The sequence below is a fragment of the Streptomyces sp. SID14515 genome (assembly GCF_010548505.1).
Taxonomy (GTDB): domain Bacteria; phylum Actinomycetota; class Actinomycetes; order Streptomycetales; family Streptomycetaceae; genus Streptomyces; species Streptomyces caviscabies.
Map to the genome: position 1 here is coordinate 31,499 of NZ_JAAGMH010000071.1, position 15,779 is coordinate 47,277.

Genomic DNA, 15,779 nt, shown 5'->3' on the forward strand with positions numbered 1-15,779 from the left:
ATGACCACCCTGCAGAGCGTTCCCGCCCTCGGAACGCACCCGGCCTCCGGCTCGCTGCCGAGCCGCGCCGAGACCCGGGAGCAGCTGTCCCGGGCCACGTACGACCTCCTGGTCATCGGCGGCGGCATCCTGGGCATCTCCACCGCCTGGCATGCCGCGCAGTCCGGGCTGCGGGTGGCCCTGGTGGACGCCGGCGACTTCGCCGGCGCCACCTCCTCCGCCTCCTCCAAGCTCCTCCACGGCGGCCTGCGCTACCTCCAGACCGGCGCGGTCAAGCTGGTCGCGGAGAACCACTTCGAGCGCCGCGCGGTCTCCCGCGAGGTGGCCCCGCACCTGGCCAACCCGCTCACCTTCTACCTGCCGGTCTACAAGGGCGGCCCGCACGGCGCGGCCAAGCTCGGCGCGGGCGTCTTCGCCTACTCCGCGCTCTCCGCGTTCGGCGACGGCGTCGGCCATGTCATCTCCCCGGCCAGGGCCCAGCGCGACGTCCCCGAGCTGCGCACCGACAATCTGAAGGCCGTCGCGGTCTACGGCGACGACCAGATGAACGACGCCCGGATGGCGCTGATGACGGTCCGCGCGGCCGTCGACGCGGGCGCGGTCGTCCTCAACCACGCGGCCGTCACCGGACTGCGCTTCACCCGGGGCCGGGTCACCGGCGCCGACCTGAAGGACAGCACGGACGGCACCGAGTTCGGCGTCACCGCCCGGCTCGTGCTGAACGCCACCGGCCCGTGGGTCGACCACCTGCGCAAGATGGAGGACCCGAACGCGGCCCCCTCCATCCGTCTCTCCAAGGGCGCCCACCTGGTCCTCAAGCGGACCCGGCCGTGGCGGGCGGCGCTGGCCACCCCGATCGACAAGTACCGCATCACGTTCGCCCTGCCGTGGGAGGACATGCTGCTGCTCGGCACGACGGACGAGGAGTACGAGGGCGATCCGGCGGATGTCGCGGTGACCGAGGCGGACACCGCGCAGATCCTCGACGAGGCGGCGTTCTCGATCAAGGACCAGCAGCTGTCGCGCGATCTGATCACGTACTCCTTCGCCGGTCTGCGGGTGCTGCCCGGCGGGCCCGGCGACACCTCCAAGGCCAAGCGCGAGACGGTCGTCACGGAGGGCCGCGGCGGGATGCTGTCGGTCGCGGGCGGCAAGTGGACGACCTTCCGCCACATCGGCCGTACGGTGATGAACAAGCTGGCCGCACTGCCGGGGCACCCGCTGGCCGAGGACATGGAGCCGATGAACCGGCTGCCGCGGAAGCTCCCGCTGCCCGGTATCGCCAACCCGAACGCGGTCGCCCACCGGCTGCTGATCGACGGCCCGGCCCCCGGCCCCCGGATGGCGCCGGACACCGCCCGGCACCTGGCCACGCACTACGGTTCGCTCGCCTTCGACATCGCCCGGCTGGCGAACGAGAACCCGGAGCTGGCCGAGCGCGTCCACCCGGACGCCCCGGAGATCTGGGCGCAGGTCGCCTACGCCCGCGACCACGAGTGGGCCGAGACGGCGGACGACGTGCTGCGCCGCCGGACCACGCTGACGATCCGGGGCCTGGCGACGGACGACGTCCGCGACGGCGTCGAAAAGCTGCTGGCCGACCGGGACTGACCACCCCCCACGGGTACGGGACGGGGGCGGCTTCCTCACGGGAGCCGCCCCCGTCGGCGTGCCGTGCGCCCGTCACACGCGCCACGCTCCCGCCATACGCGTGCAATGTGCCGCGGGGACAGTGGAGTTCATGAGATTCTCCGTGCTCTCCCTGATCGGTCACGACGCGCACCCGCTGACCGGTGACCTTCCTTCCGCCGCCGACCGGTTCGAAGAGGTGATCGACACGGCCTCGGTGGCGGAGCGGCTCGGCTTCGACGCGTACTCCGTCGGCGAACGGCACGCCGGGGCCTTCCTCTCCTCCAGCCCGAGCGTGGTGCTGGGCGCGATCGCGGCCCGTACGAGCACCATCCGGCTGCTCACCGGGGTGACCGTCGTCGCGATCCTCGACCCGGTCCGGGTGGCGGAGGACTTCGCGACGCTCGACCAGATATCCCGGGGCCGTATCGAACTGGTCGTCGGAAAGGGCGCGGAGGCGGGCCACTTCGACCTGTTCGGGCTCGACGAGGAGCGGCAGTGGGATCTCCAGAAGGAGAAATACGAGCTGCTGCGCCGGCTGTGGACCGAGGAGGGCGTCGACTGGGAGGGCGAGTTCCGGCCGCCGCTGAAGAACGTGACGACGGTGCCGCGTCCGTACGACGGGCTGCCGCGCGTCTGGCACGGCTCGGCGACCAGCCTCAACTCCCCCGAGCTGGCGGCCGAGCACGGCGATCCGCTGTTCACGGCCAATGCGATCCAGCCGCGTGAGGCGTACGCGAAGCTCATCGCGCACTACCGCGAGCGGTTCGAGGCGTACGGGCACGATCCGGCGGACGCCAAGGTGGCGGCGGGCTCGGGCGGGCTGCTCGTCGCGGACAGTTCGCAGGCGGCCGTGGAGCGGTACAAGGAGCTCTACGAGGCGAAGGTGCGGCAGACCTTCAAGCCGCATCTCGCGGGCAAGGCCGGTTACAACACCCCGTTCCGCACGATCGAGGACGCGATCGAGGCCGGCCCGCAGCTGATCGGCAGTCCGCAGCAGATCATCGACAAGATCCTCGGCTGGCACGAGGTCTACCGCCACGACCTCCAGTCGATCACCGTGGACGGCTTCGGGCTGAGCCGGCCGGAGCAGTTGGAGACGCTCCAGCGGTTCGCGGAGGAGATCGCCCCGGTGGTGCGGCGGGAGGCCCCGTCCACCCTGTGGTGATGACGCGGAACCGGCCGGCCGCCGTGACGCGGGGGCCATGATGCACTGATCCAGCCGATGATCCACTCCTGGTGGCAGGGTTCACCCGGCCGTGCAAGAGGGCTGCGGCAGGGGGGCCCGGAAGCCGTAAGGTTGCTCCGTACGTATGGAGACATCGGAAGGAGGCCCGGGTGATCGAGCTCGAGTCGGTGCCCGAGCTGATCGACCCGGTCATGGTGGCCGCGTTCGAAGGCTGGAACGACGCCGGGGACGCCGCCTCCACAGCGGTCGGTCATCTGGACCGGGAGTGGAAGGGCGAGGTGTTCGCGGCGCTGGACGCCGAGGACTACTACGACTTCCAGGTCAACCGGCCCACGGTGTGGCTGGACGGCGGGACGCGGAAGATCACCTGGCCGACGACGCGGCTGTCCGTGGTGCGCGTCGGCGGGGAGAAGCCCCGGGACCTGGTCCTGGTGCGCGGCATCGAACCGTCGATGCGCTGGCGGTCGTTCTGCAACGAGATCCTGGGTTTCGCCCATGAGTTGGGCGTCGAGATGGTCGTCATCCTGGGCGCGCTGCTCGGTGACACCCCGCACACCCGGCCGGTGCCGGTGAGCGGGGTCACCTCGGACGCGGACCTGGCGCGGACGATGGACCTGGAGGAGACCCGGTACGAGGGCCCCACGGGCATCGTCGGGGTCCTCCAGGAGGCGTGCACGCATGCCGGGGTGCCCGCGGTCAGCCTGTGGGCGGCGGTCCCGCACTATGTGTCGCAGCCGCCGAACCCGAAGGCGACGCTGGCCCTGCTGAACCGCCTGGAAGACCTGATCGGGCTGCGCATCCCGCTGGGCGAGCTGCCCGAGGACGCGCGGGCCTGGCAGCTCGGGGTGGACCAGCTGGCGTCGGAGGACAGCGAGGTCGCGGAGTACGTGCAGACGCTGGAGGAGGCGCGGGACACCGCGGAGCTGCCCGAGGCGTCCGGCGAGGCCATCGCCCGGGAGTTCGAGCGCTATCTGCGGCGGCGGGACGGCGGTCCCGGGCAGGGTCCGGGCGGGCATGCGACGGAGAGCGGGGATGTGCCGTATCTGCGCGATCCCGCCGGCGGCCGCACCCGCCCGCCGAAGCCGCCGCGTCCGGAGTCCGGGCGGGGCAAGGCCTCCGACGACAAGGGCCAGAAGGGTCCTGACGAGGCGTCGGGCGACGGCAGCCCCGACGAAGGCCCCGGGCAGACGCCCGAGGAGGACTGACCGCACAGCGGCACGACAGCGGTACGAACGGCAAGGGCGTCGCACGGGATCACCTCCCGTGCGACGCCCCTGTCCGTCCGTCGGGGTGCGGCTCAGGCGCAGTGGAACTTCGCCGCCGCCCAGTCGCCGTGGTCCCCGGTCTTGGACCCGTTGGTGTCGGTGACCTTCAGCCGCACCTGCCGTACGCCGTCGAGCTTCACGTCGACCGGCAGGGTCGCCGAGGCGCCGGTCAGCTTCGGTGAGGTCCACAGCACCTTGCCGTCGCTCTCCACGGAGAACGCGACTTCGCCGTAGCCGTCGATCTCGTCGTCGATGCCGACGTCGGCCGTGAACTTGGTGCACCGGCCGCCGAGGTGGAGCGCGATGTCGGAGTCGGCGTGGGTGCCGATCCCCTTCTCGTACGTCTTTCCCGCGAGGGTCAGCGTCTTCCCGTCGCTCGCGCCCGACTCCCCGTTGGAGCGGTCGCGTTCGGCCGGGCCGTAGCCGTTGGTCTCGGAGAGCCAGACGAGATCGCTCGCCCAGGCCTCGCCCTCGGGCGCCGGGGGCAGTACGGAGACGGCGAGCCGCTGCTCGCTCGTGCGGGCGTCGCCGGCGGCCTGGTAGCGGGCCAGGGCCGTCAGCGTGGTCTCGCGTACCTCGGCGTCCTTCGCCGGGGTGAGGGCCACCTCGACCCGGCGGGTGGCGCCCGCCGGAATCCGGCCGGGGGCCTTCGCCGTGGCGGTCCGCCAGCCGTCGGGGGCCTGGAGGGAGACCGTGGTGTCGGTGAGGGCGGTGCTGCCCGCGGTGACGTCGACCTGGACCGTGCCGGGCGTCCCGGCTCCGGCCTCCTGGCCCGTGGGGACGGTGAGGGCGGCGGCCTGGGTGGCCTTCTTGCCGCCGACCGCGCTGGTGCCGAGGAGCTTCACCGTGAACTTCTTCGCGGTGCTCAGGGGCGCGGTCTTCACATGGACCACGCCGCCCCGGTCGTCGCGGTCGTACCACCAGCCCTGCCGGGCCTTGTCGTAGGCACTCTTCGAGGTCAGTTCGGGCAGCGTCCGGTCCAGCTTCACCGAGCGGGGCTCGGAGCCGGTGTGGACGGTGAACTCGTAGGGGCGCGCGCTCTGTTTGCCGGTGAAGCCGCCCCGGCTCTCGTTGATGGTGACGGAGACGTCGCCCGCGCCCTGCTTCGGGGCCCGGACGTCGGCGCGCTGGGTGGCGTACTTTCCGTCGCGGTGCTGCCGGGTGACGCCGTCGTCCTCGTACAGGGTGAAGGAGGTGTTCCCCTGCGGGTAGACGTCCCAGGCGAGCGGGGAGTCGGCGGTGCGGTCGCGGTAGGAGCGGATGCCGGGCCACATCGGGACGGCCGCGCCGGCCTTCACGAAGAGCGGCAGGGTGTCGAGCGGGGCGCCGTAGGTGTCGATGGTGGTGGGGCCCTCGTAGGTGCGGCCGCTCCAGTAGTCGATCCAGGTGCCCTTGGGCAGGTAGATGTCCTTGCGTTCGGTGGTGTCCTGGTAGACGGGCGCGACGAGGAAGTGCTCGCCGGAGAGGAACTCGTACTTCGCGGCCTCCGTCGACGCCTTGGGGTCGTCCGGGTATTCGAGGACCAGCGGGCGGACCATGCCGACGCCGGTCTTGGTCGCCTCGTGCGCGTAGGAGTACTGGTAGGGCAGCAGCGACTCCTTGAGCTTGAGGTAGTCGCGGTTGATCGAGGTGTACGGCTCTCCGTGACGGAAGGGCTGCTTGTCCATGGCGGCCCAGCCGTCCATGGTCATCGTGGTGCCGAGGAACATCTTCCACTGGAGATCGCGGGTGTACGTCTTGGCGCTGCCGCCGAAGATCCCGTCGACGTCACCGGTGGTGTAGGCGAGTCCGGACATCGTGGCGCCCGCATACGTCGGGATCTGCCAGCGGATGTACTCCCAGGTGCCGGACTGGTCGCCGGACCACTGGACGCCGCAGCGCTGCGCGCCCGCCCAGCTCTCCGGGGCCCAGGTGAAGCCGCGGGCGTCGCTGTTGTCCTCGATGCCCTTATAGGCGTCCTTGCAGCCGTCGAGGGCGAACTTGTAGCCCTCGCCGACCCAGGCGACGTCCAGCTTGGCGACCCGCTGCCCGGCCTTCACCTGGGCGGCGAGGTTCTCGATGCCGTCCTCGGTCCACAGGCCGAGCTCCATGTTGCGGTCCTTCAGGCCCTGGGCGGTCTCCTCCAGGTCCTCGTATCCGCAGCCGTAGCCGTCGTTGACGAGCATCCAGCCGTTCGGCATGTCGTTCTCGACGTAGCCGTCGGCGACCTTCAGCGAGTCCAGGGTGCGGCGCTCGCCCCGGTTGGCGTTGTGGAGATAGCAGTCGGCGTCGCCGATCTCCATGCCGTAGACGGGCGGCAGGAACGGCTTTCCGGTGAGGTCGGTGTACTGCCCGATGACGTCCTTGGCGGCGTCGGCGCCCTGGCCCGCGAAGTAGTAGGCGTCGAAGCGCTGTTCCTTCGCACTGGTCGTCACCGGGTCGGTGAACGCGTAGGTGTTGGGGGCGTAGGTGTTGCGGAAGACGCCGTAGCCGGCCGAGGAGAGGTAGAACGGCACGGAGTTGGGGTGGCCGCCGTCGTCCCAGTTGTAGTCGACGGCGACCTCGACGGTCTTGTCGCGGTGGGAGGTGTTGCCGCGGCCGTTCTGCATACCGGCCCCGTAGAACTGCTCACCGGCGCCCCGGGCCAGCGTCTGGACGGTCCGGTCGCCGGTCCAGCTCAGGCCCTTCGCCTCGGACCAGATCCGGCTGCCGTCGGCTCGGTGCAGGGCGAAGCGCAGCGGCTTCTTGTAGGCCCGCAGGGTGACCTCGCTCGTCGACAGCTCGTAGCGGTCGCCGCGGTCCTTCCAGCGGGTGCGGGGCGGCTCGCCCTGTGGCAGGACGATGTCGTCGCCGGTGGGGTCGGTGAACTTCCCGTCGGGGGCCAGCTCGATCCGGAAGGTCTCCTTCGAGACGAAGCTGACCCGGGCCTCGGCCTGCCCGGCGCTGATCCGGTACACCGCCCCGTCCGCCCGGAATCCGGTCACGTCCCCGACCGTGGTGGACTCCGTGCTCGCCGGCGGGGCCTCGTCGGCGTGGGCCCCGCCGGGCCCCGCGAGGACCGCGAACAGTCCGAGCAGCGCGGCAACCGCCGCCGCTCTCATGCGCGTTGATGTTTGCATAGTGAGCTTTTAGCGCAACTTCGAGCACATGACCATGGACAAAAAGGAACCGGCCCCGAACTTCGTAGAGAAGTCCGAGACCGGTTCGAGCCATCGGGCGGGCGGGGAAACCCCCTAGAGGGTGCCCTACAGCGCGACTCCGAGGAGGGCGTCGACCGTACGGGAGACAAGGCCGGGCGCACCCTCGTCCGTGCCGCCCTCCGCGCTCTGGAGCGCGGCCCAGCGGTCCACCGCGGCCAGCGCGGCGGGGCTGTCCAGGTCGTCCGCGAGCGCCTCGCGGACCTCCTCGACGAGCGCGTCGGCGGACGGCCCGTCGGGGCGCGAGACGGCGGCCCGCCAGCGCGCGAGACGCTCGACGGCGTCGGCGAGCACCTGGTCGGTCCACTCCCAGTCGGAGCGGTAGTGGTGGGAGAGCAGGGCGAGCCGGATGGCCGCCGGGTCCACGCCGTCGCGGCGCACGGCCGAGACGAAGACCAGGTTGCCCCGGGACTTGGACATCTTCTCGCCGTCCAGGCCGACCATGCCGGCGTGGACGTACGCCTTGGCGAACGGGTGCTCGCCGGTCAGCGCCTGGGCGTGCGAGGCGCCCATCTCGTGGTGCGGGAAGGCGAGGTCGGAGCCGCCGCCCTGGATGTCGAAGCCCATGCCGAGGTAGTCGAGCGCGATGGCGACGCACTCGATGTGCCAGCCGGGGCGGCCCGCGCCGAGCGAGCCCCCGTCCCAGCTCGGCTCGCCCGGGCGGGCGGCCATCCAGAGCATCGGGTCGAGGGGGTTCTTCTTGCCGGGGCGCTCCGGGTCGCCGCCGCGTTCGGCGGAGAGCAGGCGCATCGCCTCGGCGTCGAGGCCGGAGACCTCGCCGAAGTGCGGGTCGGTGTCGACGGAGAAGTAGATGTCGCCGTCCAGGTCGTAGGCGGCGCCCGCGTCCCGGAGGCGTTCGACGAGGGGCACGATGCCCGGTATCGCCTCGACCGCTCCGATGTAGTGCCGCGGGGGCAGCATCCGCAGGGCGGTCATGTCCTCGCGGAAGAGCGCCGTCTCGCGCTCCGCGAGCTCGGTCCAGTCCTGACCGTCGCGCACGGCCCGCTCCAGCAGCGGATCGTCCACGTCGGTCACGTTCTGGACGTAGTGGACCTGCCGCTTGGTGTCGAGCCACACGCGCTGAACGAGGTCGAACGCGTTGTAGGTCGCCGCATGACCCATGTGGGTCGCGTCGTACGGCGTGATGCCGCAGACGTAGATGCGGGCGACGGGACCGGGGTCAAGGGTGATCCGTCCGCCGGTCGCGGTGTCGTGGATCCGAAGGTCGCGGCCCTTGCCGGGCAGGGCGGGGACCTCAGAAGCGGGCCAGGCATGCATGTCATGAGCGTAACCGGACGATGCTTCCGGATACGAACCGGCACCGGAAACCTGTCCGAAGAGGCCTTCTTGCGTGAAACCCCTGGCAGGCGGTACGGCCCGCCCGCTCCGTACTACACCGGCGGCCGCTCCGTGCTACACCGGCGGCCAGGGGATCGGCGGCCACTGGCCGCTCGGCTGCGGGTGCACGGCGCTCTTGACCAGCCCGGCGACCCGCTCCCGCAGGGCCTCCAGCTCGGCCGCCGTGATGAGTTCGGCCATCCGGGTGGCGAGGACGGTGCCCGGCGCCAGCTCCGCGGCGAGCCTGCCCAGCACCGCCAGGGCTTCTTCGGTCAGCGGCTCGCCCGCCCAGCCCCAGAGCAGGGTGCGCAGCTTGTCGTCGGCGTTGAAGGTGACGCCGTGGTCGATGCCGAAGAGCCGTCCGCCGGGAGCGGGCAGCAGGTGCCCGCCCTTGCGGTCACCGTTGTTGATCACCGCGTCCAGTACGGCGAGCCGCCGCAGCCGGGGGTCGTCGGCGTGCACGAGGAGCGCGGTCTTCCCCTCCCCCACGTCCGCGAAGCCCACGGCTTTCCAGCCATCGCCGGGCTCCTCGCCCTCGACGAGCGCCAGCAGCTCGGGGGCGTCCGCACCGTCCTCGGGGCCGTCGATCCAGAGCTGGACCATGCCCTGCCCGTACGGCCCCTCCCGCAGCACGGTCGGCGGCACGAGGTCCCAGCCGGTCGCCCGGGAGATCTCGTACGCGGCGACCTCCCGCTGGGCGAGGGTGCCGTCGGGGAAGTCCCACAGCGGCTGCTCGCCCGCGACCGGCTTGTACGCGCAGATGCGCTCCTCGCCCTCGTACGCCACCGTGCAGTGCAGCACCGCGTTGGACGCCCCGCCGACCTGCCCGAGGACGGTGATCGTGCCCTCGGCGAGCAGGGTGAGCAGCTCGGTGTCCGTCAGGCTCCGCGACGGTATCCGTTCTGGCGCGGGCATACGTGTCCTTCCGGATCGAGCGGCAGGCTGCACAGCGGGCACGGCGGGCGGCCGGCGTTGACGACGTCCAGGGCGCGCTTGGCGAACGCGCGGGCCTGGGCGCCGCTGAGCCGGACGCGGAGCATCGGCGGACCGTTCTCCTCGTCCTGGAGGAGCTTCTCCTCGGCCTCCGCGAGGTCGTCCTCGGAGTCCGCGTCGAGTTCGACGAGGGCCTGCGCCTCGACGATCATGCGCTGCTCCTCGCCGTCCCAGGCCAGGGCCATGGTGCCGACCCGGAACTCCTCCTCGACGGGCACGTCGAGCGGCGCGGTGTCGGAGACGTCGGTGGGGGCCACCGCGGGCACCGGCGAATTGCCTCCGGTGCGGCGCACGACCTCGTCGAGCAGTTCGTCGATCCGCTCGGCGAGAGCGGCGACCTGGGTCTTCTCCAGGGCCACGCTGGTGACCCGGCCCTGGGAGGACGCCTGCAGGAAAAACGTACGGCGGCCAGGCAGCCCGACCGTACCGGCCACGAATCGGTCCGGTGGGTCGTAGAGGAACACCTGACGGGACACGTCCTGCTCCCTTGAGCTTCGATGGTGGTTGGGCGGCGCTACGGCGCGTCCACCCTACTGCCCGGAGCGATCACGGCGCGCCCGCGCCGCCCCCGACCGCCGCGTCCGACGTGCCGTCACCGGTGGGCGAGGCGGCGGCGTCCGCCCCGACGGACTGTTCGCGGGGCGCCAGGGCGGTGAGATCCCCGGTGTCGCCGAGCCTCAGGAGGAAGGGACGCAGCCGTGTGTAGCGGATCGCGGTGACCGAGCAGGGGTCGACGTGGACGCGCTGGAAGAGGTCCAGATGCATGCCCAGCGCGTCGGCGACGAGGGACTTGATGATGTCGCCGTGCGAGCACATGACGTACGTGGCGTCCTCGCCGTGCTCCGCCTCGACCCGCTCGTTCCAGTCGCGTACGGCGTCGACGGCGCGGGCCTGCATCGCGCGCATGGACTCGCCGCCCGGGAAGGCCGCCGCGGAGGGGTGCTGCTGGACGACGGACATCAGGGGCTCGTCGGCGAGTTCGGCCAGCTTCCGTCCCGACCAGTGGCCGTAGTCGCACTCGCTGATCCGGTCCTCGGTGTGCAGGGGCAGACCGGGGCTGGCGTCCAGGAGCGGCTGGAGCGTCTGGCGGCAGCGCTCCAGGGGGCTGCTGACGGCGAGGACCGGGGCCAGGCCGGCGAACCGCGCGGGCAGGGCCGCGGCCTGTGCGGCGCCGCGTTCGTCGAGGAGGACGCCGGGGGTGCGGCCCGCGAGCACTCCGGCGGTGTTGGCGGTGGAGCGTCCGTGGCGTACGAGGATCAGCGTGGGCATACCCGCCAGCGTACGGCGGAGGTGCGTGGGGGCGGGTTCACGGGGAAGAATGCCCGCCGTGATCGTGGACTGTGCCATCTACCGGGACGGGCGCCGTACCGAACGGCCCGACGACTTCTCCGACGCGCTGGACGAGGCGCGGGCCTCGCGGGACGCGTTCCTGTGGATCGGGCTGCACGAGCCGACGGAGGAGGAGTTCGACCTCGTACGGGACGAGTTCGGGCTGCATCCGCTGGCCGTGGAGGACGCGCTGCGGGCGCACCAGCGGCCCAAACTGGAGGTGTACGACGACTCCCTGTTCGCGGTGCTCAAGCCGGTCGTCTACGAACCCGAGAGCGACACGGTCAGCGCCGACGAGCTGATGGTCTTCATAGGGGACTCGTTCGTGGTGACGGTCCGGCACGGCGAGGGCGCCCCGCTGGCGGCCGTGCGCAGCCGGCTGGAGGCCGAGCCCGAGGTGCTGAAGCACGGCCCGACGGCGGTGCTGTACGCGGTCAGCGACGCGGTCGTGGACCACTACATGGAGGTGGCGGGCGAGCTCCAGGTCGACCTGGAGGAGCTGGAGACGCAGGTCTTCGCGCCGACCGGCTCCGGCGACTCGAAGAACACCGCCGCCCGGATCTACACCTTCAAGCGGCAGGTGCTGGAGTTCCGCCGGGCGGCCGGTCCGCTGACGGCGCCGATGGCCCGGCTCGCGGGTGCGGGCGTGCCGTTCGTCCATGAACACGCGCAGCCGTTCTTCCGGGACGTGGCCGACCATCTGACGCGCGCCAACGAGCAGGTGGAGGGGTTGGACCGGCTGCTCTCGGACATCCTGTCGGCGCATCTGGCGCAGATGGGCGTGCGGCAGAACGACGACATGCGCAAGATCTCCGCCTGGGCGGCGATGGCCGCCGTCCCGACGATGGTGGCGGGTGTCTACGGCATGAACTTCGACCACATGCCGGAGCTGCACTGGGTGTGGACCTATCCGGCGGTGGTCGCGCTGATGGTCTGCGCCGTGTTCGGTCTGCACCGGCTGTTCAAGCGGCGCGGCTGGCTCTGAGGGCCCGGCGGCCGAGGGTCGCGGAACCCTCAGGCGTACTCGTGTTCCGGTGCGGCGGGGCTGCCGAGCGCGTCGCGCCGCTGCGGCATCTCCAGGCTCACCATGCGCCGCCAGCCGATCAGACGCTCGTACGCGTACACCGCGTGGATGCCCGCGGCGAGGACGGCGGCCTTGGGGCGCGACCAGCCGAGCACGCGCCCCATGTTGGCCATCACGGCGAGGCTGACGTCGCGGTAGACCCGGATCTCGGCCAGGGCGCACTCGCGCATGATCCGCTGGATGGTCCGGCCGTGTCCGGCGCGGGCGAGGCCGAGGAGTTCCTCGTGGCAGTAGGCGAGGTGGTTGTCCTCGTCGTTGGAGATCATCCTGACCGCGCGGCCGATGTCGGGGTGGTCGGCGAAGTACCGGCGCAGCAGCTGCATCTGCTCGGAGGCGCGCTGCTCGGTGACGCGGCTGTGGGCCAGATAGGTGATGATGTCGCGCTCGGTGAGCCGCTCCTCGCCCCGCAGCCGGGAGTGCGCGAGACCGATGCCCTGCTGTTCCAGGAGCATGGTGTAGTCGGTCTCCGGCGGGACCTCGACGGGCGGCAGCCCGCGCTTCTTCAGAAGGGCGTTGAAGATCCGGCCGTGCTTGTCCTCGTCGGCGCCGTGCCGGACGATCTTGGGGGCCAGGTCGCGGCGGCCCTCCGGAACGAGGGCGGCGATCCGGGCGTTCTCCCAGCCGCCCTGGGACTCGCCGCTCGCGGCGATGGAACAGAAGAGCCGGTAGGACTCGTCGTTGTCCAGAATCTCCTGGAACAGGGTCTGCGCTGAGAGCATGACGGCTACCTCCGTACCCGTTGCCCGCGGAGCTCGAGTCCGCGGAGCAGTTGTCCGCAGAAAGAGTCAAATGCGCCGCACGGCGGTCGGCAACCGGAACGGTCACCGACAGCGCACGGCGACCGTCGCTTCCAGCGCCTGCCGGGCGGCGTAACCGTTGGGCGTGCGGCGCGTTGTTCCGGGTGACGGCCGTGGCGGGGAAGACCCCCGAGCCCCCACCACGGCCGTAGTGCTGTCCCGGATCCGTCAGGCGAGGCCGGAGCGCTCCAGGGCGTCCGTGCCGGCGCGCAGCGCGGTGAGCCGCTCCTCCAGGGTGAAGCCGGCCGGGGCGAGGTTGAGCGTGGTGACCCCGGCGGCGGCGTACGCCTGCATCCGCTCGGCGATCCGCTCGACGGGGCCGAGCAGCGCGGTCTGGTCGATCAGCTGGTGCGGTACGGCGGCGGCGGCCCCCGCCTTGTCCCCGCCGAGGTACTTGTCCTGGATCTCGGCGGCCTCCTTCTCGTACCCCATGCGCTGGGCGAGCTGGTTGTAGAAGTTCTGCTTCCGGCTGCCCATGCCGCCGACGTACAGGGCGGTGTACGGACGGAACATGTCGGCCAGGCCGTTCACGTCGTCGCCGACGGCGAGCGGCAGCGTCGGGCTGACGTCGAAGCCCTCCATGGTCTTCCCGGCCTTCTCACGGCCCGCGCGCAGCGGCTGGATCGCGGTCTCCTCCAGGTGCTCGGCGGAGGGGAAGATCAGCAGGGCTCCGTCGGCGATCTCGCCGGTCTGCTCCAGGTTCTTGGGGCCGATCGCGGCGATGTAGAGCGGGATGTGCTCGCGCTGGGGGTGCACGGTGAGCTTGATCGGCTTGCCCGGGCCGCCGGGGAGCGGCAGCGTCCAGTGCGCGCCCTCGTAACTCACGCGCTCGCGGGTCATCGCCTTGCGGACGATCTCCACGTACTCGCGGGTGCGGGCCAGCGGCTTGTCGAACTTCACGCCGTACCAGCCCTCGGAGACCTGCGGGCCCGAGACGCCGAGGCCGAGGCGGAAGCGACCGCCGGACAGCGAGTCGAGGGTGGCGGCGGTCATCGCCGTCATGGTGGGCTGCCGGGCCGGGATCTGCATGATCGCGGAGCCGACGTCGATCGACTCGGTCTGGGCCGCGACCCAGGTCAGCACGGTCGGGGCGTCGGAGCCGTACGCCTCGGCCGCCCAGCAGACGTCGTAGCCGAGCCGGTCGGCCTCCTGCGCGACGGCGAGATTGTCGCCGTCCATGCCGGCGCCCCAGTAACCGAGATTGATGCCGAGCCGCATAGCCGCTCCCCTTACTGATCAGTAACGTCCCTTTCTCCGGACTCTAGCGCGGGCGGCGGCGATCCGGCAGGCCCGGCGGACCTCCGGTTGTCCACAGGCCTGCACCCGGTGGGGCCTTGGCCAGTAATCTCAGCGCCCATGGAGCAGAGGCATCTCGGCCGTACCGGCCTTCGCGTGTCCCGGATCGGGCTCGGCACCCTCACCTGGGGCCGGGACACGGACGAGCACGACGCCGCCGACCAGCTCAAGGCGTTCTGGGACGCGGGCGGCACCCTGGTGGACACCGCCGATGTGTACGGGGGCGGCGAGGCCGAATATCTGCTCGGGCGGCTCGTCGGCAGCCTGGTCCCGCGTCAGGATCTGGTCATCGCCACGAAGGCGGGCAACGTCCCGGACCCCTACCGCCGCTTCAACGGCTCGCGCGGGCACCTCCTGGCCGCCCTGGACGCGTCCCTGGAGCGGCTCGGTACGGACTACGTGGATCTGTGGCAGGTCCACGCCTTCGATCCGGCGACCCCGCTGGAGGAGACGCTCCAGGCGGTGGACCTGGCCGTGTCCTCGGGCCGGGTCCGCTACGCGGGCGTGTCGAACTTCTGCGGCTGGCAGCTGGCGAAGGCGGCCACCTGGCAGCTCGCCGCGCCCGGGGTGCGCACCCGGCTGGCCAGTACGCAGATGGAGTACTCGCTGCTCCAGCGCGGCATCGAGCGCGAGGTGCTGCCCGCCGCGCTGGACCTCGGGATCGGGCTGCTGCCGTCCTCGCCGCTGGGGCGCGGTGTGCTGACCGGCAAGTACCGCCAGGGCACCCCGGCCGACTCCCGGGGTGCTTCCGAGCGGCTCGCCCCGTTCGTCGAGCCGTATCTCGACGACGCGGCGGCCCGCATCACCGACGCGGTGGCGACGGCGGCGGACGGCCTGGCGACGAGCCCGCTCCAGGTGGCGCTCGCCTGGGTCCGGGACCGGCCCGGAGTGGCGGCGCCGATCGTCGGTGCGCGCAACGCCGGTCAGCTCGCGGAGGCTTTGTCGGTGGAGGCGCTTAGTCTTCCCTACGAGATCTGCCAGGCGCTCGACGATGTGTCGGCGCCCGTGCACCGCTATCCCGATCAGGACTGGAGCACGCTGTGACTGCGCTTCCCGGGGAGACCCCCGGCACCGTCGGCACGGACACACCACAGGACGCCGTGTCCCCGCCGGACACCGGCGCCGAAGGTTCCGCGCACGCCGACGCGCCCGAAGCGCCTGGAGCCACCGAGCCGCCGGGCGACGCGGCCGGCGCCGGGGAGCCCGCGGCCGAGGTGTCCGGCACCGAGGTGTCCGGCACCGACGTGTCCGGCACCGACGTAGCCGCGGCGGAGGACCGCCCGGCCGAGGTGTCCGACGCGGAGGCCGGCCAGGCCGACACCGAGGACGGACCCGTCGACGGCGAGGACGCGCCCGCCGAGGTGTCCGCCGGGAGCCCGGACGCCGATGCCGTGACCGCCGACGGTGCCGCCGAGGCCCCGGCCGTCCCCGAGCTCTCGGAGGCGCAGGCCGAGCTGGCCGCCCAGCGCGAGCTGCGGGAGCGGATCGAGAAGCGCAAGGCGGAGAAGGCCGCTCCCATCGCCGCCGGCACCGGTCTCAGCGGCACGGCCGCCGATCTGCTCGCGGCCGTCCGGGCCGTGGAGAGCGGCGAGAAGGCGGGCACCGCGTTCTTCGACTCGCCCGCCGCCGCCCCGGCCGCCCGACGTCCCGCCCCGGCAGCCGCACAGCCGCCCCGGGCTCCTG

Annotated in this window: 12 protein-coding genes and 1 pseudogene; 6 read left to right on the top strand and 7 right to left on the bottom strand. The window is 72.0% G+C overall.

Translation table 11 applies throughout. The features are described 5' to 3' along the window. The 3 genes from G3I54_RS14390 (at window position 1) to G3I54_RS14400 (ending at window position 4,023) form a co-directional block, all read left to right on the top strand. Entirely contained in the window at window positions 1-1,611 is a 1,611-nt protein-coding gene (locus G3I54_RS14390; protein WP_164614729.1) for a glycerol-3-phosphate dehydrogenase/oxidase, read from the top strand. Between the two features lie 130 nt (window positions 1,612-1,741). Continuing rightward, the gene (locus G3I54_RS14395) at window positions 1,742-2,797 is read left to right on the top strand and encodes an LLM class flavin-dependent oxidoreductase (RefSeq protein WP_164614731.1); all 1,056 of its coding nucleotides are present in this window, start codon (window positions 1,742-1,744) and stop codon (window positions 2,795-2,797) included. 170 nt (window positions 2,798-2,967) lie between these two features. Then, window positions 2,968-4,023, top strand: coding sequence for a PAC2 family protein (locus G3I54_RS14400; protein ID WP_164614733.1), 1,056 nt, complete (start codon window positions 2,968-2,970; stop codon window positions 4,021-4,023). A gap of 92 nt (window positions 4,024-4,115) precedes the next feature. Here G3I54_RS14400 and G3I54_RS14405 read toward each other — a convergent pair whose 3' ends face one another. From G3I54_RS14405 to G3I54_RS14425, 5 genes are all read right to left on the bottom strand, one after another. Beyond that, complete coding sequence (locus tag G3I54_RS14405; protein WP_164614736.1) at window positions 4,116-7,181, bottom strand: NPCBM/NEW2 domain-containing protein; 3,066 nt, start codon at window positions 7,179-7,181, stop codon at window positions 4,116-4,118. 126 nt (window positions 7,182-7,307) lie between these two features. After that, complete coding sequence (gene mshC, locus G3I54_RS14410; RefSeq protein WP_164614738.1) at window positions 7,308-8,537, bottom strand: cysteine--1-D-myo-inosityl 2-amino-2-deoxy-alpha-D-glucopyranoside ligase; 1,230 nt, start codon at window positions 8,535-8,537, stop codon at window positions 7,308-7,310. 135 nt (window positions 8,538-8,672) lie between these two features. Further along, complete coding sequence (locus G3I54_RS14415) at window positions 8,673-9,512, bottom strand: SCO1664 family protein (RefSeq protein WP_164614740.1); 840 nt, start codon at window positions 9,510-9,512, stop codon at window positions 8,673-8,675. Continuing rightward, complete coding sequence (locus G3I54_RS14420; protein ID WP_030085580.1) at window positions 9,476-10,066, bottom strand: DUF3090 domain-containing protein; 591 nt, start codon at window positions 10,064-10,066, stop codon at window positions 9,476-9,478. The genes G3I54_RS14415 and G3I54_RS14420 overlap by 37 nt, the downstream gene beginning before the upstream one ends. 70 nt (window positions 10,067-10,136) lie before the next feature. Further along, on the bottom strand, window positions 10,137-10,859 hold the full coding sequence (locus tag G3I54_RS14425; RefSeq protein WP_164614743.1) for a histidine phosphatase family protein: 723 nt from the start codon (window positions 10,857-10,859) through the stop codon (window positions 10,137-10,139). 49 nt (window positions 10,860-10,908) lie between these two features. Between G3I54_RS14425 and corA the strand changes: the two genes are divergently transcribed. Continuing rightward, window positions 10,909-11,904, top strand: coding sequence for a magnesium/cobalt transporter CorA (gene corA / locus G3I54_RS14430; RefSeq protein ID WP_164614745.1), 996 nt, complete (start codon window positions 10,909-10,911; stop codon window positions 11,902-11,904). Window positions 11,905-11,933: 29 nt separating this feature from the next. Here the strand turns inward: corA and G3I54_RS14435 are convergent, their stop codons facing one another. Together G3I54_RS14435 and G3I54_RS14440 are read right to left on the bottom strand one after the other, a co-directional pair. Next, window positions 11,934-12,722, bottom strand: a complete 789-nt coding sequence (locus tag G3I54_RS14435; protein ID WP_164614747.1) for a ferritin-like domain-containing protein — start codon at window positions 12,720-12,722, stop codon at window positions 11,934-11,936. A 246-nt stretch (window positions 12,723-12,968) separates the two neighbouring features. Next, window positions 12,969-14,018 (bottom strand): LLM class F420-dependent oxidoreductase, encoded by a 1,050-nt coding sequence (locus G3I54_RS14440; RefSeq protein ID WP_030631168.1) that lies wholly within the window; start codon window positions 14,016-14,018, stop codon window positions 12,969-12,971. 138 nt (window positions 14,019-14,156) lie between these two features. Here G3I54_RS14440 and G3I54_RS14445 point away from each other — a divergent pair, with 138 nt between their 5' ends. Together G3I54_RS14445 and G3I54_RS14450 are read left to right on the top strand one after the other, a co-directional pair. After that, window positions 14,157-15,140, top strand: a complete 984-nt coding sequence (locus G3I54_RS14445) for an aldo/keto reductase (protein WP_164614749.1) — start codon at window positions 14,157-14,159, stop codon at window positions 15,138-15,140. Then, window positions 15,137-15,779, top strand: a pseudogene (locus G3I54_RS14450) (DNA helicase RecD); the annotation flags it as partial. The gene G3I54_RS14445 and the pseudogene G3I54_RS14450, both read left to right, overlap by 4 nt.